Genomic DNA, 20,674 nt, shown 5'->3' with positions numbered 1-20,674 from the left:
CCTTCAAATCATGCCCGAATAGCGCAACTCGGACAGCGTACTTCGTGGCCTCGTTGAGGCTCCGCCGAAGACCCCGGTACCGGCTCCATGGTGGGCGCGCGCACTCCCACACCTGGAACTATGGTGTCCCACCACATACGCCTCTGACCTGCATGTTTCTACGGTGTGGCGACACGTCAACGTCCCCGTCACACGCCAGGAAGTGGTGCCGATGTCCTCTCCCGCGACCGCTCCCCCACAACCCTCCAACCTCCGTCGCATCGTCGCCGCGAGTCTCATCGGCACCACCATCGAGTGGTACGACTTCTTCCTCTACGGCTCGGCCGCCGCGCTCGTCTTCAACAAGCTGTTCTTCCCCGAGTCCGACCCGCTCGTCGGCACGCTCCTCTCCTTCCTGACCTACGCGGTCGGGTTCGCCGCCCGGCCGCTGGGTGCGCTGGTCTTCGGGCACTACGGCGACCGACTCGGGCGCAAGAAGCTGCTCGTCCTCAGTCTGCTGCTGATGGGTGGCGCCACCTTCGCGATCGGTCTGCTGCCCACCCATGCGACCGTCGGGTCCGCCGCTCCCCTTCTGCTGACCGCGCTGCGCCTTGTGCAGGGCTTCGCGCTCGGTGGTGAGTGGGGCGGGGCCGTGCTGCTCGTGTCCGAGCACGGGGACGCCAAGCGGCGTGGGTTCTGGGCCTCCTGGCCGCAGACCGGTGCGCCGGCCGGGCAGCTGCTCGCGACCGGTGTGCTGTCCGCGCTCACCGCGCTCCTCTCCGACGCGGCGTTCCTCTCGTGGGGCTGGCGCATCCCGTTCCTGCTGTCCGGTGTGCTGGTGATCGTGGGTCTGTGGATCCGGCTCTCGGTCGACGAGTCGCCCGTGTTCAAGGCCGCGCTGGCCGCCGCAGAGGAGCGCAAGGCGGCCGCCGCGCAGGTCGAGAAGATGCCGCTGGTCGCCGTGCTCAAGCACCACTGGCGCGATGTGCTGATCGCGATGGGCGCCCGCATGGCGGAGAACATCTCCTACTACGTGATCACCGCGTTCATCCTCGTCTACGCGACGACCCAGGTGGGTCTGTCCAAGCAGACCGCACTGAACGCCGTCCTCATCGCCTCCGCCGTCCACTTCGCCGTCATCCCGGCCTGGGGCGCGCTGTCGGACCGGATCGGCCGCCGCCCCGTCTACCTGATCGGCGCGGTCGGTGTCGGTGCCTGGATGTTCCCGTTCTTCATGCTGATCGACTCGGGCACCTTCGGCGCACTGCTGCTCGCCGTGACCGTCGGCCTGATCCTGCACGGGGCGATGTACGCACCTCAGGCCGCGTTCTTCTCCGAGATGTTCGCGACCCGGATGCGCTACTCGGGCGCCTCCATCGGCGCGCAGTTCTCCTCGGTCGCCGCCGGCGCCCCGGCTCCGCTGATCGCGACCGCGCTCCTCGCCGACTACGACTCCTCGACGCCGATCTCCCTGTACGTGATCGCCGCCGCACTCCTCACGATCGTCGCCATCGCCTGCGCCCGCGAGACCCGCGACCGCGACCTGTCCGAGGTCGCCGAGGACGCCCCTCGGACCGCGACCGCCCCGGTCCGCGCCGACGCCTGACCGCACTGTTCGACGGGGACCCAGCGGCCCCCTCGGCCGAGATGGCTGAGGGGGCCGCTTCGTGCCGTCGGCGCCTAGGGCGCGTATCGAGTCGTGATCATCGGGTGGTCCTGGTGAGGTCTTTGATCCGGATCATCGAGGCGTGCAGGTGGAGACTGGCGAGGTAGCTGTCGGGGGTCTTGTCGTATCGGGTGTCTCACCGTCCCAGTTCCGGCCTCCTGGTACGTCACGCTCTGGGGCGGGTAAGGCACGTGGAGCCGACGTGAGCCGACCGGTGATGTCCGGGCAGGGACTCATGGGACATGGCCCGGCACCCGGCTCAGGTTCCGGGGAGGATACGGCGCGTTTCGTAGGCCCACATCGCGATCTCGACCCGGTTGCGGGCGCCGAGTTTGGCCATCAGGCTGGCCAGATGCGTCTTCACCGTGCTGAGGCTGATGTGCAGTGCATCGGCGATCTCGGTGTTGGTCAGCCCGCGAGCGACGGCGAGGAGCACCTGCTCCTCGCGGGCGGTGACGGGGGAGACCGGCTGGGCCACGGGCCGGCCGGCGGGCAGGTCCGCGAATGCCTGGAGCAGACGGACGGTGACGCTGGGCGCGATGAGCGCCTCACCGTCGGACGCCGACCGTACGGCCTGCGCCAGAAGGTCCGGTCCCGTGTCCTTGAGGAGGAATCCGCGGGCGCCGGCACGCAGTGAGCCGTAGACGTACTCGTCGAGGTCGAACGTGGTGATGACGACCACGGCCAGCGGGTCGGCGACGCCCGGGCCGGCGACCAGCCGGGTGGCCTCGAGCCCGTCGAGTACGGGCATGCGGATGTCGAACAGGCAGACGTCGGGGCGTAGTTCGCGGGCAAGACGTACCGCTTCCCGCCCGTCGGCGGCCTCGCCGACCACCTCGATGCCGGGCTGGGCGTTCAGCATGATCCGCAACCCGGTGCGGATGATCGTCTGGTCGTCAGCGACGAGGACGCGAATGGACACCGCTCTCGCTCCTCGCTCTCGGCAGTTCGGCTTCGACATGCCAGCCCCGGTCGGTACCCGGGCCGACTCGTAGTGTGCCGCCGAGCAGCGTCGCGCGCTCGCGCAATCCGGTAAGTCCGTATCCGTCGCGACCCCGGCCGGTGCGCCGGCCGTTGTCGCGCACGCTCACCCGTACCGTGTGCCGTTCCGCGGCGACCCGCACGACGAGTTCGGTCGCGTCGACCGCATGGCGCAGCGCGTTGGTCACCGACTCCTGCACGATCCGGTAGACGGCAGCGTCCACGGCCGGGGGCAGCGCGTCCAGTTCGCCGTCGAGCCCCAGGTCGACCCTGAGGCGACCACCCGGGGTGCGCACCAGGCGCTCCAGATCCGCGACTCCGGCAGGTGGCGCCAGCTCGGCGCCGACCCCGCGGTCGCGCAGCGCGGCGACCATGGCGCGCATTTCCTCCAGCGTGCGCGCCCCTTCCTCCTCGACCCCCTCCAGCGCCTCGACGGCGGCGGACGGGTCGGTGCCCGCGAGCACCCGGCCCGCCTGGGCGATGATCACCATGGCCGACACGTGGTGGGCCACCGTGTCGTGCAGTTCCCGGGCGAGCTGCTCGCGCTCGCGGGAGCGCACCTGCTCCAACTGCCGCTCGCGAGCGGTCACCCGGAACCGCACGGCAGCCCCGACCACGCCGGGCAGCAGCAGGAAGACGATGCCCACGACGTTTTCAAAGACCGGGGTCTCGTCCGTGACGGAACACAGCGCGCCGGCCGCGAGGATCACCGCGCCGCCCAGCACGATCTCGCGTCCCGATCCCCACCGGGGCAGCGCGTACACCAGCACGAGCACGACCGCGCCGGTGTACAGGCCGACGGGCTCGCTCGGTGTGCCGAGGAGCGAGGCCACCGGAAGCAGGATCACCGAGCCGAACGCCAGCGTCACCATCGCCAGCGGGCGGGTCCGGCGCCACAGGGGCAGCAGGCACAGCCATACGGCGAGCACCACCGCCACCGGCCGCCACACGACGTTCTCGCGCAGGGTGGCCTCCAGCGCCACACCGGCAAGGCCCGTGGCGAGCAGCGCCCAGTCCCGCCGCACCCGGGCGGGCGCGTCGGGCGGCCGGGGTTCGGTCCACAGGGTTCGCAGGTCGTCTCGGAGCACGGTTCTCAGCCTAGGCACCGCGGCGTGCCGCGCATCGGCCGAAAGGACGGGTCGTCACTCCGCCCTGGGGCCGACGGATCCGCGGCCCGCGGGCCGATGCCGCGGAGCGCCGTGGCGGCGAACCTCGGCATCGGCGGCCGTACAAGGACGGCCGACGAGGTGGTTGGAGGACCCGATGCTTTCGAAAGCCCTGTTGCGCCTGGGCGCAAGCGCCGCCCGCCATCCCTGGCGGGTGATCGCGGCATGGCTGATCGCCACCACGCTCGCCGTCCTCGCCGCCGTCGCCTTCGGCGGGCGCACCGCGGACTCGATAACCGCTCCGGGACTGGACTCCCAGCGGGCCGCGGAACTGATCGAACGGGCAGGAACCGGCCAGGAGGGGATGACCGCCCAAGTGGTCGTCACCCCCCTCGACGACGGTGCGACCTTCTTCGACGACGACGGCGCGCGCACCGCTCTCACGCGGCTGCAGACCGAGGTGAAGCGGCTGCCGCACGTGCTCGGCACGAGCGACCCGGCGGGGGCGCTCGACGCGGGCGGGGACACCGCCGTGCGCGGCGGCCTCGTCTCGGCCGACGGGCGGATCGCGGTCGTCCGGGTGCAGTACCCCGACCAGAGCCGGCTGTCGGCCGAAGACCTCGACGCCCTCGTGGATCTCGGCGACCGGCTGCGCGCCGAACTGCCCCTGCGCATCGAGATGGGCGGGAACCTTTTCTACGCCTTCTCCGACCCCGACGGCGGCGTGAGCGAGCTGATCGGCCTCCTCGCCGCGGCCGCGATCCTGTTCCTGGCGTTCGGTTCGCTCGTCGCCGCCGCGCTGCCGATCGGCATGGCGGTCTTCGGACTGACCGTCGGGGTCGCCACGATGACGGTACTGGCGGGGGTCACGGACGTCCCCACCTTCGCACCGGTCCTGGGCAGCATGGTCGGGCTCGGAGTGGGCATCGACTACGCGCTGTTCGTGCTCGCCAGGCACCGGGAGTACCTCGCGCGCGGGCTCGATCCCCGCGAGGCGGCGGGGCGAGCGGTGGCCACGGCGGGGCGGCCGGTGGTCTTCGCCGGCGGCACCGTCGTCGTATCGATCCTCGGCCTCGCGGTCGCGAACGTACCGTTCATGACGGTGGGCGGGCTCGCCGTCTCGATCGTCGTCCTGATCATGGTGCTCGCGTCGGTGACGCTGCTGCCGGCCTTCCTCGGCGCCGCCGGCCCACGCCTGGCCCGGGCCGGCCGGATCGGCCGGGCTCTGCAGACCAGGAAGCCGGGCCGACTCGCACGGCGGCGGGACCCGGATACAGGCGCCGCCCACGCCGCTGGGTGGCGTCGCTGGATCGGGCACGTCAGCCGGCACCCTGTGCCGTACGCGGTCGGCGCGGCGGGGCTGCTGCTGACCGCGGCGCTGCCCGTGCTCGGCCTGCGCGTCGGCCTGCCCGACGACGGCTCATTGCCCCAGAGCCGTACCGAGCGCCGCGCCTACGACCTCGTCGCCGAGGGGTTCGGCCCGGGCACCAACGGTCCCCTCGTCATCGCCGCGGACCCCGCCGGTGATCCGGGAGTGCTGGACCGACTCGTCGCAACGGTCGCGGCGGATCCGGGCGTCGCATCCGTCGCGCCGACGCAGATCGATCGGGCCACCGGCATCGCGACCCTCGTGGTGTTCCCGACCACCAGCCCTCAGGACAAGGCCACGACCGACACCATCGCCCGGCTGCGCACCGACGTGCTGCCCACGGCGATCGGGCACGGCCCGGCCAGAGCCCACGTCGGCGGCGCCGCCGCGAGCCTGTCCGACGTGGGCCGACGCACCAGCGAACGCCTGCCGCTGTTGGTCGCCACCGTGCTGGCGATGTCGTTCCTGCTGCTGATGCTGGTCTTCCGCTCGGTACTCGTACCGCTCAAGGCGGTACTGCTGAATCTGCTGAGCATCGGCGCGGCCTACGGCATCATGGTCGCGGTCTTCCAGTGGGGCTGGGGAGGCGCACTCATCGGGCTGGAAGCGACGGTTCCGATCGTGTCGTTCATCCCGATGTTCCTCTTCGCCATCCTGTTCGGCCTGTCGATGGACTACGAGGTCTTCCTCCTCTCCCGCGTACGCGAGGAGTACCTGCGCACCGGCGACAACGGCACGGCGATCGTCGAGGGCGTCTCGCGCACCGCCCGGATCATCACCTCGGCCGCCCTGATCATGGTGGCGGTCTTCCTGTCCTTCGCCGTCGCCAACGACCCCTCCACCAAAATGTTCGGCCTCGGCCTGGCCACCGCGATCTTCATCGACGCCACGGTCGTACGCATGGTGCTGGTACCGGCGACCATGACACTCCTCGGCCGGACCAACTGGTGGCTGCCGAAGTGGCTGGACCGGATGCTTCCCCGCGGCCCGGTCGGCACCGACGACACCGACGCGGAATCCACGGGTGAGGTCCCGCGGCCACGGCTGATTGACCGTTGACTCAACTCCTGCCCGCCCTTGGCGTCCGGCACCTCGGCGCGTCACCTAGGGGCATATCGAGTCGTGATCATCGGGTGGTCCTGGTGAGGTCCTTGATCCAGATCATCGAGGCGCGCAGGTGGAGACCGGCGAGGTAGCTGTCGGGAGTCTTGTCGTATCGGGTGGCGATGCCTCGCCATGCCTTGAGCTTGTTGATCAGACGGTCGACGGTGTTCCGCTCCTTGTAGAGGTCGGCGTCGTGGCTGACGGGTCGGCCACCTCTGGAGCCCTTCTTCTTCCGGTTGGCGGCCTGGTCCTTCTTCTCCGGGATGACCGCCTTGATACGGCGTTTGCGCAGGTGGGCGCGGTTTCCGCGGAACAAGTACGCCTTGTCCCCGGCGACCGCGTCCGGCCGGATGCGGGGTCGGCCGACGGGCCCGCGTACCCGTACCTTCTTCAGGACGGGGATGAACTGCGGGCTGTCCGCTGCCTGGCCTGTGGTCAGGATGAACGCCAGCGGGCGGCACTTGCGGTCGGCGGCGAGGTGGACCTTGCTGGTCTGCCCGCCTCTGGAACGTCCGAGGAGGGCGGCCTTCAGCCGGAGTTTCCGCCGACGCCGGATGCGTCGTCGTTCTTCCACCGCGGGATCACTTTCGGTCTCTTGCCCGTTTTGCTCTTCGAGGCCGCGCCCTTTGACCTGGCCTTCTCCTCCTCGGCCGCGGCTTTCTCCAGGGCGGTGACGACGTCCTCGTCGAGGTGCATCCCGGCCGCGTCGTGGTGGGCTCGGGCGGTGGTGGAGTCGATGCTGACCAGGGACAGGTCCACCTCACCCCGCTTCGCGGCTTCCGTGATCAGGCCCTCCAGCAGGGCCTCGAAGACGCCGGCGTCACGCCACTGCCGGAAGCGGTTGTGGACGGTCGACCAGGCGCCGAACTCCGTCGGCGTCCCCCGCCACTGCCCGCCCGTCTTGAACCGCCAGGTCACGCCCTCGAACTGCTGCCGCAGTCGCTCGGGGTACGGGCCGTACTCGCCGATCGGCAGGGCGCCCTAGTTGCTCGACTTGAGATGCTGTAGGACGCCCATGCCCACGGTGAAGGCCGCGGCGAGGCTGGTGCCACCCGCGCCGAGGACAGCGAGCGGGCCGCCGTCGACCGCCATCACGACGACAACGGCGACGAGGGCCACGACAACCGCGGACAGGGCGACGATGGCCACGTCACGCCCGGGATGCCTGCAGACGTTCGACTGAGTGGCATGAGCCGACACGGGAGTGCCTCCATTGACTTGTTGTTCGCTCGGGTCGGGGCACACCTCACGCAGACGAGGTGCACTCCAGGTGGTGGACCGTTCAGCGGGTCCGGCGTAAGCCGGCCGACTGTGGCCACGCTGCGAGCGAGAAAGCCAATGAGACCTCCGAATACGGGTGTCGGTTTCGCAGCTCAGGCTAACTCTTCGTCAACTCGACGGCCAGGGAGCACCGTTGAGCGGCCATCTCTTTGGCCGGATCTCGCCGACGTGGCGCGTCCGTCTCGCCGGTCAGCGGTTGACGGCCGCCGACATCGCATGGAGGCGGAGTGCCAGTTGGATCTCCAGGGCTCGGGACGGGGACTGCCAGTCCGGGCCCAGGAGGCGGCCGATGCGGTCGACGCGTTGGGCGACCGTGTTCACATGGACGTGCAGATCGTCCTTCGTACGTGCGGGGCTCATCCCGCTCGCGAAGTAGGCGTCCATCGTGCGGACCAGATCCGTGCCGCGCCGTTCGTCGTACGCGACGACCTGGCCGATCGTGCGCTCGACGAAGCCCTCGATGTCCCGGGTGTCGGCGAGCAGCAGGCCGAGGAAACCCAGGTCCTCGGCCGCGGCGCCCTCGCCCGAGCGGTGCAGCAGGCGCAGCGCGTCCATGCAGCGCCGGGCCTCCTCGTAGGCGGTCGCGACCAGGCCGGGTGTGGCGAGGGGCGAGTCGACGAGGGCGGAGGCGCCCACCGTGACGGGCTCGCGCAGCGCGCCGCCGAGGTGCTTGGCGGTCTGGCGGGCCAGTTCGGCCGCGCTCTCCCCCGGGCCGAGCGGGAGCAGGAGCACCGTCCCGCCATCGCGTGCGGAGGCCAGTCCGTGCCGGGTGGCGGCGAGGTGCGAGGCCGCCGACCACAGTCGCTGGCGGTCCGCGCTCTCCCGTACCCCCGCGTCGGTCTCGCCGCCGGACCCGGCCCGGTCGATACGGGCGGCGAGCACGACGTGCGGCGCGTCGACATCGGTACGGAGACGGGCGGCGCGCTCGCGCAGCAGCCGGCGGTCGCGGTCGGGGGCGTCGAGGAGGTCGTCGAGCAGCTCGCCCCGTACCCGCTGTTCGGCCTCGCCGGCCGAGCGGCGGGCGAGCAGCAGCAGGGAGGTCACCAGGGCGGCGCGCTCCAAGGTGCGCTGGTCGACGGGGTCGAGGTCGGGCTGGCCGTGCAGGACGAGGGCGCCGAAGGTCTCTCCGCCGGCCGAGACGGCCGCCATCCAGCGGTCGGCCTCGCGCAGGGCGTGGCCGTCGGCGAGCCGGGCGGGGTCGAGGCCGGTGTCGATGAACTCGACTCTTCCGCCGAGGACTTCGGAGACGGCTTCGGCCACGTCGTGGACCCCGCCGCCGTGCAGCACGAGTTCGGTGAGCCGGTCGTGGACCTCCGAGGCCCTCTCGATGACGCCGCTGTGCTCGCGGATGATGTCGTTGGCCCGCTCCAGCTCGGCCAGCGCCGAGCGGGTCTCGGCGAGCAGGTTGGCCGTGTCGATGGCGACGGCGGCGTGCGCGGCGAAGGAGCCGAGCAGCGCGACCTGTTCCCGTTCGAAGACCCGGGCGCGCCGGTCGGCGGCGAACAGCACGCCGATCACCTGGCTGCCCAGGGTCAGCGGCACGCCGAGGATGGCGACGAGGCCCTCGTCGCCCACGGCGGAGTCGATGGTGCGGGTGTGCTGGAAGCGGGCGTCGTCGAAGTAGTTGTCGGTGACGTACGGGCGGGCGGTCTGGGCGACGAGTCCGCCGAGGCCCTCCCCCATGCCGAGCCGGAGCTGCTGGAAGCGCGCCGAGACCGAGCCTTCGGTGACGCGCATGTACGTGTCCCCCGCGGCGGGGTCGTTGAGGCTGAGGTAGGCGACCTCGGTGCCGAGCAGGGAGCGGGCGCGCTGGACGATGGCGCGGAGCACGGCGTCGAGGTCGCGCAGTCCCGCGAGGTCGTGGGCGGTCTCGAAGAGGGCGGAGAGCTCGGCCTCGCGGCGGCGCCTGCCCTCGAGCTCGGCGCGCACGCGCAGGGCGAGCTGTTTGGCCTGTTCGAGCTCGGCCAGCTCCTCGGGGCCCGCGCCGCTCGCACGGGCGAGCAGCACGGGCCTGTCGAAGCCCTCCGTGGCGGCTCCTCGTGCGAGGAGCTCCAGGTAGGAGACCTGTTCTTGGGACATGGACACAGGGATACCTGCCGTAGGGGTGATCGCACCAGCCCTGTGGAAAACCGCTGTCAGTGAGCGGTCCAGCCGCCGTCGAGGGTCAGGGAGGTTCCGGTGATGAAGGAGGCCTGGGGCGTGCAGAGGTAGAGCACGGCCTCGGCGACCTCCTCCGGCTCGATGAGCCGCTTGAGCGCCGAGTCCTTCAGGAGGACGTCGGTCAGGACGCGCTCGGCCGGGATGGAGTGGGCGGCGGCCTGGTCGGCGATCTGCCGTTCGACCAGCGGCGTACGGACATAGCCGGGGTTGACGCAGTTGGAGGTGACCCCGTGCGGGGCGCCTTCGAGCGCGGCGGTCTTGGAGAGTCCTTCGAGGCCGTGCTTGGCGGCCACGTAGGCGGACTTGAAGGCGGACGCGCGCAGACCGTGCACGGAGGAGAGGTTCACGATCCGGCCCCAGCCCTGGGCGTACATGTGCGGCAGGGCGCCTCTGATCAGCCGGAAGGGGGCCTCCAGCATCACGGTGAGGACGGTGTGGAAGACGTCCGGCGGGAACTCCTCGATGGGGCGGACGAGCTGGAGTCCGGCGTTGTTCACGAGGATGTCGGCGCCGGCGGCCGCGGCCTCGGCGGCGTCGAGGTCGGTGAGGTCGAGCAGCTGCGGCTCGACGGCGCCGGCGAGACCGCCGGCCGCCTCGGCCAGCGCCTCAAGGCCCTCGGCCGCCCGGTCGACTGCTCTGACGCGCGCCCCCGCAGCGGCGAGCCGGAGCGCGCAGGCCCGCCCGATGCCGCCGGCCGCGCCGGTGACGAGCGCCGTGCGGCCGGCGAGGTCGAGCATGACGGATCCGGGCGCAGGGGTGGGGGCCGGTGCGGGGCCCTGTGAGGGGCCCTGTGCGGGTGGTGCCGGTACCTGTGCCGGTGCGGGACCTGATGTGGTGGGGGCGCTCATGCTCCGCACCTTATGAAGCACCCCACCGCCAACCGATGTGTGGCGAGCCCATACTTCAGCTCTGGGGCATGGGGTCGAACCATGTGGGTTCGTCGGCGAGCGCCTGCTCGATCCGGAAGTGCGAGAACCGCTTCATCTCCGGCAGGTCGTCCACGTCGAACCAGCCGACGTCCGTCGACTCCTCGTCGTTCACGCGGGCCTCGCCTCCGACGGCACGGCAGCGGAAGGTGACGTCCATGAACTGGCACTGGTCGCCGTTGGGATAGGTGATGGGCTTGCGGAGGGTCTGGACGATCACGACCCGCTCGGCCTCGCAGCGTACGGCGGTCTCCTCGTACACCTCGCGGACGGCGCAGGCCGCGGGCTGCTCGCCCGGCTCGACGATGCCGCCGATGATCGCCCACAGTCCGTTGTCGGTCCGGCGGCCGAGCAGCACGCGTCCCCGGTCGTCGAAGACGACAGCGCTCACACCCGGCAGGAAGAGCAGCTGGTGGCCGATGCCGACCCGGAGTTCGCGGATGAAGTCAGGAGTACCCATGCCTCGACCCTAAGCCCCGTTGGATCAAGACCCTCGGCCCGGTGTCCGAGCCCCGAAGCCGGGCGCCCGAGGCCCAACGCCTGAGGCCCGTAGTCCAAGGACTGAGGCCCTGTGCCGAGCGGCTCACGCCCTGGCACCGGCGGCCCTCAGGCTTCGCGGCGGCTCCGGCGCGCCCGCACGGCCCGCAGCCCCGACCAACCGAGCCCGGCGACCGCGACACCCACCAGGAGCGCCTCGGGCAGCGTGCCCATCCGCGTCGCCGGGGTGAGCGAGGACCGCAGCGGCACCTTCTCGACGAGGACGTCCGGCGTGAACATCTGGGACCGCGACACGATGTCACCGTCCGGCTCGATGATCGCGCTGACCCCACTCGTGACCGGGACGACGACGGCACGGCTGTGCTCGACCGCCCGCACCCGCGACATCGCGAGCTGCTGGTAGGTCATCTCGCTGCGGCCGAAGGTGGCGTTGTTGCTCGGTACGGAGATCAGCTGGGCGCCATGGGTGACGGTGTCCCGCACGGCCCAGTCGAACGCCGCCTCGTAGCAGGTCGCGAGGCCGACCTTGGTGCCGGCGAGGTCGAAGACCCCGATCTTGTTGCCGGGGCCGAAGTCGCGGCTGACGCGGTCCACGTTGCTGTTGAAGATCCGTACGAAGGACCGCATCGGGATGTACTCGCCGAAGGGCTGGACGTGTCGCTTGTCGTACGTGGCGACGGGGCCCTGCTTCGGGTCCCACTGGATCAGGGTGTTGCGCAGCTTGCCCGTCTCCGGGGCGACGACGGCGCCGATCACCGTCGGTACGCCGATCTTCCGCACGGCCTGGTCGATGGCGTCGGCCGCGTCGGGGTTGGCGTACGGGTCGATGTCGGAGGAGTTCTCCGGCCACAGGACGAAGTCGGGCTGGGGCTTCCTCTTCTGCTCGACGTCCTCGGCCAGCTCCTTCGTGCGGGCGACGTGGTTGTCGAGGACGGCCCTGCGCTGTGCGTTGAAGTCGAGTCCGAGGCGGGGCACGTTGCCCTGGACTGCGGCGACGGTCGCGGTGCCGTCCTCCGCGGAGTCGTCGACGAGCGGCAGCGCGGCGAGGGCGCCGGTGACCGGGACGAGGACGGTGAGCGCGGCCGCGGCGAGCGGGCCGCGCGGGACGACGCCGGTGACGCGGTAGGCGCGGACCTGGCGGATCACCTCGTACAGCCCGAAGCCGCAGAGGGCGACGGCGAAGCCGAGCAACGGTGTGCCGCCGACGGCGGCCAGAGACAGAAAGACGCCGTCGGCCTGCCCGAAGGCGATCTTGCCCCAGGGGAAGCCGCCGAAGGGGACACGCGCGCGTGCCGCCTCGGCGAGGATCCACACCGCGGCGGCGAACACCGGCCAGCCGGGGAGCCGGGAGACGGCCGCGATCCCGAGACCGGCGGCGGCGATGAACAGTGCCTCGACGGCGGAGAGCGCGATCCACGGGAACCGGCCGACCTCCGCACCGGTCCAGATCAGGAGCGGCAGCAGGAAGCCGAGGCCGGCGAGGTAGCCGAGACCGAAGCCGGCCCGCAGGCGACGGCCGCGCAGCGTCCAGCCGAGGAGGGCGAAGCCCGGCAGCGCGAGCCACCACAGCGGGCGGGGCGGGAAGCTCAGGAAGAGCAGCACCCCCGACAGCACGGCCGCGCCCGGCCGTACGAGGCGCCGCAGGCCGGACCGACCGGGCTCGGGGGCGGCAGCGGGTCCTGAGGCGTCGACGGGGGTGATCGTGGTGCTCACGTTGCGGAGTCTACGGCGCCTGCCCGGGCCCGGAGCAGCCCGGTCCTGGCGGCTCGCGGACGAGCCCGGGGACGGACCGGCGGACGTCGGCGCGCCGAGGGCCACGCAGGGGCCCTCATAAGGGCTGAGTACGGCGGGGCGTGCCATCGTCACCATTCCCTCACTTCTGCAACAACGTTCCTGCGCTTTCGCTCCCCAAACTGCGGCCGCCCCGTTACGGTGTCGGCCAGACGGAGCGGGGGGTCGACGGGGATGGCTGCACCTGCGGCTGAGCGGGCCGCCGTGCGTGGGCGTGAGCGTGGGCGGGCACCGGATGTCGCCGGGGTGCTGATCCTCGGCGCCTGCGTGGTGTGGTCGCTCGTCACCTCCGCCGGCCGGGACGCCCGCCCGGAGGGGATACTTCTCGCCGTTCTGGCGCTCGCCGCGGGGTACGCCGTGGGCCGGATCTCCGGAACTCTGCTCCCCGTCGCCGCCGCTGCGGCCGCGTCCCTCGCCGCCCTCGGCCTCGCCCTGACCTCCGGGCCGGGCGTCCCGGGCGCCACCCCCGCCGGCTCGGTACCGCCCGGTCATACGGGTGCGGCCGCGGCACTGCTCGTGCTTGCCGCCGGGGCGGCCTGCTGCGCCGCCTCGGCCGCCGACTCGGTTCCGGGCCGGCTCCTGCTGCGGGCGCTCGCCCTCACGGTGGCAGGCGTGGCCCTGGTCCTGGGTTCGGTGGTGGGTTTCGTCGCGGCGCTCGGCGTCCTGCTGTGCTCCCTCGCGGCGGTACGGATGCGGCGCCGGCTCCTGGGACTCGCGGGACTCGCGCTGGCGACGGGGCTGGTCGTGGGGGCCTCCTGGGCCGTGGCGGAGGAACGGCTCCCCGAGGGGCTCACGGTCTCCCTGGAGGGCCAGCTGACCCGGCACCGGGTGCTGCTGTGGCAGGACGCCGCCGACCTGGCCGGGGAGAACCCGCTGCTCGGGGTCGGGCCGGAACGGTTCGGCTCGCTGAGCCCCACCGCCCGGGAGACGCTGTACGCCGACGGCAAGCCGCATTCGGCCCCGCTCCAGCAGGCGGCCGAGCAGGGGTTGCCGGGAGTCGTGCTGCTGGGCGGGGTCTACGGCTGGCTGCTGTACGGGCTCTGGGCCTCGCCGCGCCGGACCGCTGTGGTCCTGACGGCCGCGGCCGCCCTGACCGCGCTCGCGGCGCTCGCCACGGTCGGCAACGCGCTGAGCTTCACCCCGGTGACCGCGGGAGCCGGCCTTCTCGCGGGCCTGGCGACGGCCCGTACCGCCCCTGACCTGGCGGACTGAGACACGCGGCCTCTCTCCGGCACCGTCCCAGACCCCCCGCTGTCGCCTGCCCGGCCGACCCCTGACCGCCGCCGACTGCCCGCAGCCCACTGACCGCTGACCGCTGACCGCTGACCACTGACCACTGACCACTGACCACGGTGCCACCGCCGCACCCCGGGTCCAGCCCGCGTACGAGAACGCCTCGGCGTCGCCGCCGATCCGGCGAGCGTGGCGCTCAGGCTCAGGCGTTCGTAGGACCCGCCGGTGTCGCCGGGCGCAGCCGGTCGCGGATGACGCGGACGCCGTACTCGGCGTCGTCGACCGTGACCGTGAACGTACGACCGTCGTCCAGTCTCAGGACCAGCGCCTCGCCCCGGCGGACGATGACCGCCTTGCCCTTCTCGGGGCGCCAGCGATAGCCCCAGCCGCCCCAGTCGTGGGGGGTGACCTTCGGGAGGTAGTCCGCGCCGACCACGTGGGAGAGCAGGATGCGCCGACGCGGCACTCCTATGTGGCCGCAACGGACCTCCATGGCCCGCTGGTCCACCTTGACCTCGACATGGACGAAGGCGAGCGTCCCGAAGAGGACGAGCAGTCCCGCCGCGACACAGCCGATCACGGCCATCAGCAGGGCCGCGATGCCGGAGGTCCACGCCGAGTCGACCGCGATGGTGATGCCCAGCGCCATACAGGCGGCACCCGCGACCGCCGCCACCCACTGCATGCGGTTGGTGGCGCGACCGATCCACACCTCGGGCAGGGGCGCTTCGGTGTCCAAGGGGCGGGGGTGTCGGGGATGTCGGAAATGGTCCCTCATGCGTGGCAGCCTACTCACGTTCCGCTCATACGGCGCCCCTTCGGCGCCGGACGGCGGCCCGTCAGCGGGCGGGCGCCGCGGCCCGGAGCAGGCGGCCTTCCGCGTAGCTCAGGGCGGCGGCCGGCAGTTCCGAGGTCCGGCCGCTTAGCAGGACGGTCAGACCCCCGGTCGGGCTCGCGTGGGGTGCGGGCTCGACGCCGATCCGACGGAGCGCCTGTGCGGCGACTGCCCCCGCGGAGCCGTGGAAAACCACCGGTGGCAGGTCGGCGGACTGCACCGCCGCGCGGATCCGCTCGGCGACGAGTTCGTAGTGCGTGCACCCGAGCACCAGGGCCCGTACATCGCGCGGGGTGAGAGCCGCGGCGGCCGCCACGGCCCGCTCGACGGCGGCCGCGTCCGCCTGCTCCACCGCGTCGGCGAGTCCGGGGCAGGGCACCTCGGTGACCTCGGCGCCGTCGGCGAAGTCGCGGATCAGGCCGCGCTGGTAGGGGCTGCCGGTGGTGGCGGGGGTCGCCCAGATGGCGACCTTCCCGCCCTCCGAGGCGGCGGGCTTGATCGCGGGGACCGTGCCGATCACCGGGATACGGGGCTCCAGCGCGGCCCGCAGCGCGGGCAGGGCATGCACGCTGGCGGTGTTGCAGCCGACGATCAGCGCGTCGGGCTCGTGTGCCGCGGCAGCCAGTGCGACCGTCAGGGCGCGCTCGGTGAGGTCCTCCGGTGTACGGGGACCCCAGGGCATCCCGTCGGGGTCGGAGGAGAGGACCAGATCCGCGTCGGGCCGCAGTCGGCGAACCGCGGCCGCTGCCGGGAGCAGGCCGATTCCGGAGTCCATGAGCGCGATCTTCACCCGGTCACCCTAGCCGACCACCCTTGCATCCCCGGCGATCTGGGGCAGACTGCGGCGAATGAGCGCCATTGCCTGGATCGCGACGGGTTCGCTGGCCGCCTGGGGGTGGCTGCTGCTGGGTCAGGGGTTCTTCTGGCGTACCGACCAACGCCTCCCACCCGTCCCGCACGCGCGCGTGGAGCCCGGCAGCTGGCCCAGGGTCACGATCGTCGTGCCGGCCCGGGACGAGGCGGAGGTGCTTCCGCTGAGCCTGCCGTCGCTGCTCGCGCAGGACTATCCGGGCGAGGCGGACGTCGTGCTGGTCGACGACGGCAGTACGGACGGCACCGGGAAGCTCGCCGGTGAGCTGGCCGTGGCGTACGGAGGGCTGCCGCTGACCGTCGCCTCGCCCGGCGAGCCCGAGCCCGGCTGGACGGGGAAGCTGTGGGCGCTGCGCCACGGCATCGGCCTGGCACGCGCGCGTGAGCCGGAGTTCCTGCTCCTGACGGACGCCGACATCGCCCATGAGCCGGACAGCCTGCGGCGACTCGTGGCCGCGGCCGTCGGTGGCGAGCTGGACCTGGTGTCCCAGATGGCCCGGCTGCGGGTGGCGAGCTTCTGGGAACGGTTGGTCGTGCCCGCGTTCGTGTACTTCTTCGCCCAGCTGTATCCGTTCCGCTGGATCAGCCGCCGCCGCCCCCTCGCGACGGCGGCGGCCGGAGGCTGTGTGCTGCTGCGGACGGAGACGGCCGAACGGGCCCGGGTGCCCGAGTCGATCCGGCAGGCGGTGATCGACGACGTGTCGCTGGCCCGGGCGGTGCGGCGGGCCGGCGGGCGGATCTGGCTGGGTCTTGCCGACCGGGTGGACTCCATCCGCCCGTACCCGCACCTCGCCGATCTGTGGCGGATGGTGTCGCGCAGCGCGTACGCCCAGCTCCGGCACAACCCGCTCGTGCTGGCGGGCACGGTCGCCGGACTCGCCGTCGTCTACCTCGCTCCCCCGGTCGCGCTGGCGGCCGGACTGTTCGGCGGGGATGCGGTCGCCGGTTGGGCGGGCGGGCTCGCGTGGGCGGTGATGGCGGGGACGTACCTCCCGATGCTCCGCTACTACCGCCAGCCGCTCTGGCTCGCTCCCACGCTCCCGTTCACCGCGCTGCTCTATCTCCTCATGACGGTGGATTCGGCGGTGCAGCACTACCGGGGTCGGGGCGCGGCCTGGAAGGGGCGTACGTACGCCCGTCCCGAGGCGGCGCCCGACCGGTGAGCCGCCCGGCCGAGGGAGGCTACTTGCGCCCCGGGGTCCAGTTCATGCCCCAGCCGTACGCCTGGTCGACGGTCCGCTGTGGGCTGACTCCGCGCTGCGGCACCAGATAGCGGGCTTCGCGCCGGACGACCAGGTCGCCGTTCTCCCGGGAGAGAAGGGCGAGCGCGCAGACGGTGGAGGGGACGGTGCAGTCGTCGAGGGAGAAGTCGACGGCCGCGCCGTGCTGCGGCTGGAGGGTGACGGTCGCGTGCAGATCGGCGAAGCTGCGGGCGCCTTCGTAGATGGTGACGAAGACGAGGACGCGGCGGAGCCTGTCCTTGTGGTCCAGGTTGATGGTGAGGTTCTCGCCGGAGGCGAGTGCTCCGGTGCGGTCGTCGCCGTCGAGGTGGATGTACGGGGCCTGGTGCAGCGAGCCGAAGGCGTTGCCGAGCGACTGCACCACGCCCTTGCGGCCGTCGGTCAGTTCGTACAGGGCGCACAGGTCGAGGTCGAGGTCGGCGTGCTGGGCGACGGCGCGACCGAGTTTGGCGGCCCAGCCGGTGAACTGTTTACGCATCTGCCAGTTGAGGTTCACGCGCATGGCACCGGAGGTGCCGCCCTGCTTGGCGAGCGAGACCGTCGGGGATTCCTTCGTGAGGGTGACTTTCGTGAGCCGCACCGGCTGCGCGGACGCGGCGGGCGACGCGGGAGCCGGGACCGCTGTCGGCGGGCGCACATGCGTGGGCGACGCAGGAGCCCGGGCCGCCGTCGGCGGGCTCACGTGCGTGGGCGGCGCGGGCGCCACCGGTTGCTGCGGCTCGTCCACGGTGATGCCGAAGTCCGTGGCCAGACCTTCCAGGCCCGAGCTGTACCCCTGCCCCACCGCCCGGAACTTCCAGGCGCCTTGGCGCCGGTAGAGCTCCCCGAGGACGAACGCCGTCTCGACGGTCGCGTCCGCGCTGTCGTAGCGCGCGAGCTCCGCCCCGCCGGCCACGTCCGTGACGCGTACGTACAGCCCGGGCACCCGGCCGAAGTCACCACCGTCCGCCGAGGCGGCCAGGACGATCCGCTCGACGGCGGGTTCCACCCGCTCGAGGTCCACCACGAGCGTGTCCGTCACACTGCCGCCGGGGCCGCCGGAGGAGGTCTTCCCCTCGTGCCGTACCGCCCCCGAGACATGCGCCGGCTGGTTGTAGAAAACGAAGTCCGCGTCGGAGCGCACTTTCCCCGACACAAGGAGTAGCGCCGAGGCGTCCACATCCGGCACTCCCGCACCGGAACGCCAGCCCAATTCCACACGCACACCGCGCGCCGGCACCGGAACATTGGCTCCTTTAAGCATGGACATGCTCGCCCCCCATCACGGTCCTGGCGCATCAAGATTTCTTTACGTCAACCTAATGCCGGGCACATGGCCTCGTCCGGGGCGACCCGTGGGTAACCCCTTCTCAGCTCGTGTTTTCAAGATCGGCGCCCGGCCGGAGGCCCTCAGCGCGACCGTTTTTGTCACGTTCGATCGCATTATGGATCGGCGGTCACTCAGAACCCGTCAAACAACCCTCTTATCGGGCTCCCCAACCAGCACATCGTGGGCTTAACTTATGTGCCATGACCTCCCCCCGCTCCACCTACGGAGGCGGTTACTACACCGCGCCGTCGTTCCCCGACACCCCGATCTACGACTCCCTGGTCGCGGAGCGGGGCACGCCTCAGATCGCCCCGATCCGAGTGCCTGCCGCGTACGACACCGGCAACAGCTACCTGCCGGCGTTGCCCGCGGCCCTGCCCGCCCTCCCGGCGGCACCCAGCCAGCACGCCCCGGCCTACAGCGGCGGCGGTTCGTACGGCTACCCGCAGCCGATGCAGCAGCAGATGGCCCCCGTGCCGTTGCAGCACGCTCCGGCGCCGTACATCCCGCAGCAGCCCGCCGGCCCCCGCGGCTACCCGGGCGTCCAGCCCCAGCAGCCGCAGCGTCCGGTGTCCACCGGGTACGAGGCGATGCGCCCGGCGGCCGCTCGGCCCGCCCCGGCGCCCGCGCCGTACCAGGACCCCTACAACCGCCCCTACCAGGGCCAGGGGTACTGACCGACTCCGTGCGGAGCGGCTGACAGGATGACGACATGTCGATTCCTCGTCTTCGCTCCGTCCATGTCCACCCGGTCAAGGCGGTGCGTGGGTACGCACCCGCCGAGGCGGAGGTCCAGCCATGGGGACTGGCCGGTGACCGCCGCTGGGCCGTCGTGGACAGCTCCGGCAAGGTCGTGACCCAACGCCGTCATCCGCGGATGGCGTTGGCCTCGGCCGAACCGCTGCCGGGCGGTGGCATCAGGGTGTCCGCGTCCGGCCACCCGGCGCTTTCGGTCGAGGTGCCGCGGCCGTCGTCCACGATCCGGGTGGAGGTCTTCGAGACTCCGGTGGAGGCGGTACCGGCCGATCCCGCGGCCGCCGCGTGGTTCAGCGCGTACCTGGAGACGGAGGTCCGGCTCGTCCACATGGACGAGCCGGCGCACCGCCGTCCGATCAAGCCCGAGTTCGCCCTGCCGGGCGAGACGGTGAGCTTCGCAGACGGCTTTCCGCTGCTCGCCACCACCACCGCCTCCCTCGACGCCCTCAATTCGCTGATCGCCCAGGGCGATCACGCCGACGAGGGCCCGCTGCCCATGAACCGCTTCCGCCCCAACGTGGTCGTCGACGGAACGGCCCCCTGGGCCGAGGACGGCTGGACCCGGCTCGCCATCGGGGAGGTCACCTTCCGGGTCGCCAGGTCCTGCGGTCGCTGTGTCGTGACCACCACCGACCAGGTGACCGCCGCGCGCGGCAAGGAGCCGCTGCGTACGCTCGCCCTGCACCGCAAGGACGGCAGCCGGCTGATCTTCGGCCAGAACCTCGTTCCCGAGCACACCGGCACCATCCGGGTCGGCGACGAGGTCAAGATCCTCGACTGAGGCACGACCACCCACGAACTGCACCCGCGCCATCGGCGCCCTCGCCCGCACCCGCCACGCCTGCCGCCCCGCGATCGCGTCACACTTCCCGTCCCGACAGGCGGGGAACCCTCCCCCGGGGCAGACTCGTTGAGAGAGCCACAGGACAACGAGGGGGTGTGAGGGTGCGAGCAGCCACCGGAGTCTGGCGCTGGCGGCACAATCCCCTGCGCCGGACCACGGATCTGATCGAGGCGTGGGTCGCGCTCGTCGCCCTGGTGCTGCTCGCCCTCGCGGTGCCCGCGGCCGGCTGGGTCGCGGGGACGCGCACCGACGCCTCGCTCCAGCGCGCCGTCCAGGACCAGTACCGGCTGCGACAGCCCACGACGGCCCGGGTCGTCCGGCTCTCCGACCCCCCGGCCCCCGGGCTCGCCAGCCCCGATTCCGCGGGCGAACAGCCGCTCCGCCGCGCCGTCGTGGCGCGCTGGACGGCGCCGGACGGCACCTCCCGCACGGGCACGGTGACCACCCGGCGCGAACTCGCCGATCCCGGCGGCACCTTCCCGCTCTGGACGGACCGCGGCGGACGCCCGGTCACCGCGCCCATGAAGCCGGAGACCGCGCACGCCCACGCGATCGTCGTCGGGCTGCTCACGGCGGCCCTGGCCGGCGTCTTCGTCGAGGCGGCCAGGCGGCTGGTCGTACGAAGGCTGGTACACCGGCGGTACCAGCGCCTCGACCGTGCGTGGGCCAAGGCCGGTCCCGACTGGGGGCGTACGGGCGCGGGCAGCTGACCCGTCAACCCGCCG

17 protein-coding genes and 1 pseudogene are annotated in these 20,674 nt (G+C 72.1%); 7 read left to right on the top strand and 11 right to left on the bottom strand.

Annotated elements, in window-relative coordinates:
* Positions 1-211 precede the first annotated feature (211 nt).
* Positions 212-1,585, top strand: a complete 1,374-nt coding sequence (locus tag ACFV9D_RS05350) for an MFS transporter (protein ID WP_385141197.1) — start codon at positions 212-214, stop codon at positions 1,583-1,585.
* A 319-nt stretch (positions 1,586-1,904) separates the two neighbouring features.
* Here the strand turns inward: ACFV9D_RS05350 and ACFV9D_RS05345 are convergent, their stop codons facing one another.
* Entirely contained in the window at positions 1,905-2,567 is a 663-nt protein-coding gene (locus ACFV9D_RS05345; protein ID WP_150497990.1) for a response regulator transcription factor, read from the bottom strand.
* Positions 2,542-3,714 carry a sensor histidine kinase gene (locus tag ACFV9D_RS05340; protein WP_385141194.1) on the bottom strand — a complete coding sequence of 391 codons (1,173 nt, stop codon included), beginning with the start codon at positions 3,712-3,714 and terminating at the stop codon, positions 2,542-2,544. The genes ACFV9D_RS05345 and ACFV9D_RS05340 overlap by 26 nt, the downstream gene beginning before the upstream one ends.
* 175 nt (positions 3,715-3,889) lie before the next feature.
* Here ACFV9D_RS05340 and ACFV9D_RS05335 point away from each other — a divergent pair, with 175 nt between their 5' ends.
* Positions 3,890-6,160, top strand: coding sequence for an MMPL family transporter (locus ACFV9D_RS05335; RefSeq protein ID WP_385141192.1), 2,271 nt, complete (start codon positions 3,890-3,892; stop codon positions 6,158-6,160).
* A 67-nt stretch (positions 6,161-6,227) separates the two neighbouring features.
* Here the strand turns inward: ACFV9D_RS05335 and ACFV9D_RS05330 are convergent.
* The 6 genes and pseudogenes from ACFV9D_RS05330 to lnt form a co-directional block, all read right to left on the bottom strand.
* Positions 6,228-7,180, bottom strand: a pseudogene (locus ACFV9D_RS05330) (IS5 family transposase).
* Between the two features lie 6 nt (positions 7,181-7,186).
* Positions 7,187-7,405: a hypothetical protein gene (locus ACFV9D_RS05325; RefSeq protein ID WP_385141189.1), complete on the bottom strand. Its 219-nt coding sequence runs from the start codon at positions 7,403-7,405 to the stop codon at positions 7,187-7,189.
* Between the two features lie 270 nt (positions 7,406-7,675).
* Positions 7,676-9,565, bottom strand: a complete 1,890-nt coding sequence (locus ACFV9D_RS05320) for a helix-turn-helix domain-containing protein (protein WP_385141186.1) — start codon at positions 9,563-9,565, stop codon at positions 7,676-7,678.
* 56 nt (positions 9,566-9,621) lie between these two features.
* Positions 9,622-10,383, bottom strand: a complete 762-nt coding sequence (locus tag ACFV9D_RS05315) for a 3-hydroxybutyrate dehydrogenase (RefSeq protein WP_385141183.1) — start codon at positions 10,381-10,383, stop codon at positions 9,622-9,624.
* Between the two features lie 166 nt (positions 10,384-10,549).
* A complete protein-coding gene (locus ACFV9D_RS05310; RefSeq protein WP_385141181.1) occupies positions 10,550-11,032 on the bottom strand; it encodes an NUDIX domain-containing protein in 483 nt (160 codons plus the stop codon).
* A 146-nt stretch (positions 11,033-11,178) separates the two neighbouring features.
* Positions 11,179-12,783, bottom strand: coding sequence for an apolipoprotein N-acyltransferase (gene lnt, locus ACFV9D_RS05305; protein WP_385141178.1), 1,605 nt, complete (start codon positions 12,781-12,783; stop codon positions 11,179-11,181).
* 252 nt (positions 12,784-13,035) lie between these two features.
* Here lnt and ACFV9D_RS05300 point away from each other — a divergent pair, with 252 nt between their 5' ends.
* Positions 13,036-14,073 (top strand): O-antigen ligase family protein, encoded by a 1,038-nt coding sequence (locus tag ACFV9D_RS05300; RefSeq protein WP_385141175.1) that lies wholly within the window; start codon positions 13,036-13,038, stop codon positions 14,071-14,073.
* 223 nt (positions 14,074-14,296) lie between these two features.
* Here ACFV9D_RS05300 and ACFV9D_RS05295 read toward each other — a convergent pair whose 3' ends face one another.
* Both ACFV9D_RS05295 and ACFV9D_RS05290 read right to left on the bottom strand, forming a co-directional pair.
* Positions 14,297-14,872 carry a hypothetical protein gene (locus ACFV9D_RS05295; RefSeq protein ID WP_385141172.1) on the bottom strand — a complete coding sequence of 192 codons (576 nt, stop codon included), beginning with the start codon at positions 14,870-14,872 and terminating at the stop codon, positions 14,297-14,299.
* Between the two features lie 61 nt (positions 14,873-14,933).
* Entirely contained in the window at positions 14,934-15,719 is a 786-nt protein-coding gene (locus ACFV9D_RS05290; RefSeq protein ID WP_385141170.1) for a glutamate racemase, read from the bottom strand.
* 58 nt (positions 15,720-15,777) lie between these two features.
* On the opposite strand from ACFV9D_RS05290, the gene ACFV9D_RS05285 reads away from it, so the two are divergent.
* Entirely contained in the window at positions 15,778-16,962 is a 1,185-nt protein-coding gene (locus ACFV9D_RS05285) for a glycosyltransferase (protein WP_385141168.1), read from the top strand.
* A gap of 19 nt (positions 16,963-16,981) precedes the next feature.
* Here ACFV9D_RS05285 and ACFV9D_RS05280 read toward each other — a convergent pair whose 3' ends face one another.
* Positions 16,982-18,283 carry a TerD family protein gene (locus ACFV9D_RS05280; RefSeq protein WP_385141546.1) on the bottom strand — a complete coding sequence of 434 codons (1,302 nt, stop codon included), beginning with the start codon at positions 18,281-18,283 and terminating at the stop codon, positions 16,982-16,984.
* 266 nt (positions 18,284-18,549) lie between these two features.
* Between ACFV9D_RS05280 and ACFV9D_RS05275 the strand changes: the two genes are divergently transcribed.
* From ACFV9D_RS05275 to ACFV9D_RS05265, 3 genes are all read left to right on the top strand, one after another.
* Positions 18,550-19,026 carry a DUF6643 family protein gene (locus ACFV9D_RS05275; protein ID WP_385141166.1) on the top strand — a complete coding sequence of 159 codons (477 nt, stop codon included), beginning with the start codon at positions 18,550-18,552 and terminating at the stop codon, positions 19,024-19,026.
* Between the two features lie 35 nt (positions 19,027-19,061).
* Entirely contained in the window at positions 19,062-19,886 is an 825-nt protein-coding gene (locus ACFV9D_RS05270) for an MOSC domain-containing protein (protein ID WP_385141164.1), read from the top strand.
* A gap of 164 nt (positions 19,887-20,050) precedes the next feature.
* Positions 20,051-20,659 (top strand): hypothetical protein, encoded by a 609-nt coding sequence (locus tag ACFV9D_RS05265; protein WP_385141162.1) that lies wholly within the window; start codon positions 20,051-20,053, stop codon positions 20,657-20,659.
* Positions 20,660-20,674 lie beyond the last annotated feature (15 nt).

The organism is Streptomyces sp. NPDC059875, from assembly GCF_042731085.1.
Taxonomy (GTDB): Bacteria; Actinomycetota; Actinomycetes; order Streptomycetales; family Streptomycetaceae; genus Streptomyces.
This window is presented reverse-complemented; position numbering and strand designations above follow the sequence as displayed.

Bases quoted from the DNA above. Each gene is read 5' to 3' on its own strand.
- ACFV9D_RS05350 (WP_385141197.1), top strand. From the start codon at position 212: ATGTCCTCTCCCGCGACCGCTCCCCCACAACCCTCCAACCTCCGTCGC.
- ACFV9D_RS05335 (WP_385141192.1), top strand. From the start codon at position 3,890: ATGCTTTCGAAAGCCCTGTTGCGCCTGGGCGCAAGCGCCGCCCGCCAT.
- ACFV9D_RS05320 (WP_385141186.1), bottom strand. From the start codon at position 9,565: ATGTCCCAAGAACAGGTCTCCTACCTGGAGCTCCTCGCACGAGGAGCC.
- ACFV9D_RS05315 (WP_385141183.1), bottom strand. From the start codon at position 10,383: ATGCTCGACCTCGCCGGCCGCACGGCGCTCGTCACCGGCGCGGCCGGC.
- ACFV9D_RS05310 (WP_385141181.1), bottom strand. From the start codon at position 11,032: ATGGGTACTCCTGACTTCATCCGCGAACTCCGGGTCGGCATCGGCCAC.
- ACFV9D_RS05300 (WP_385141175.1), top strand. From the start codon at position 13,036: ATGGCTGCACCTGCGGCTGAGCGGGCCGCCGTGCGTGGGCGTGAGCGT.
- ACFV9D_RS05295 (WP_385141172.1), bottom strand. From the start codon at position 14,872: ATGAGGGACCATTTCCGACATCCCCGACACCCCCGCCCCTTGGACACC.
- ACFV9D_RS05285 (WP_385141168.1), top strand. From the start codon at position 15,778: ATGAGCGCCATTGCCTGGATCGCGACGGGTTCGCTGGCCGCCTGGGGG.
- ACFV9D_RS05280 (WP_385141546.1), bottom strand. From the start codon at position 18,283: ATGCTTAAAGGAGCCAATGTTCCGGTGCCGGCGCGCGGTGTGCGTGTG.
- ACFV9D_RS05275 (WP_385141166.1), top strand. From the start codon at position 18,550: ATGACCTCCCCCCGCTCCACCTACGGAGGCGGTTACTACACCGCGCCG.
- ACFV9D_RS05270 (WP_385141164.1), top strand. From the start codon at position 19,062: ATGTCGATTCCTCGTCTTCGCTCCGTCCATGTCCACCCGGTCAAGGCG.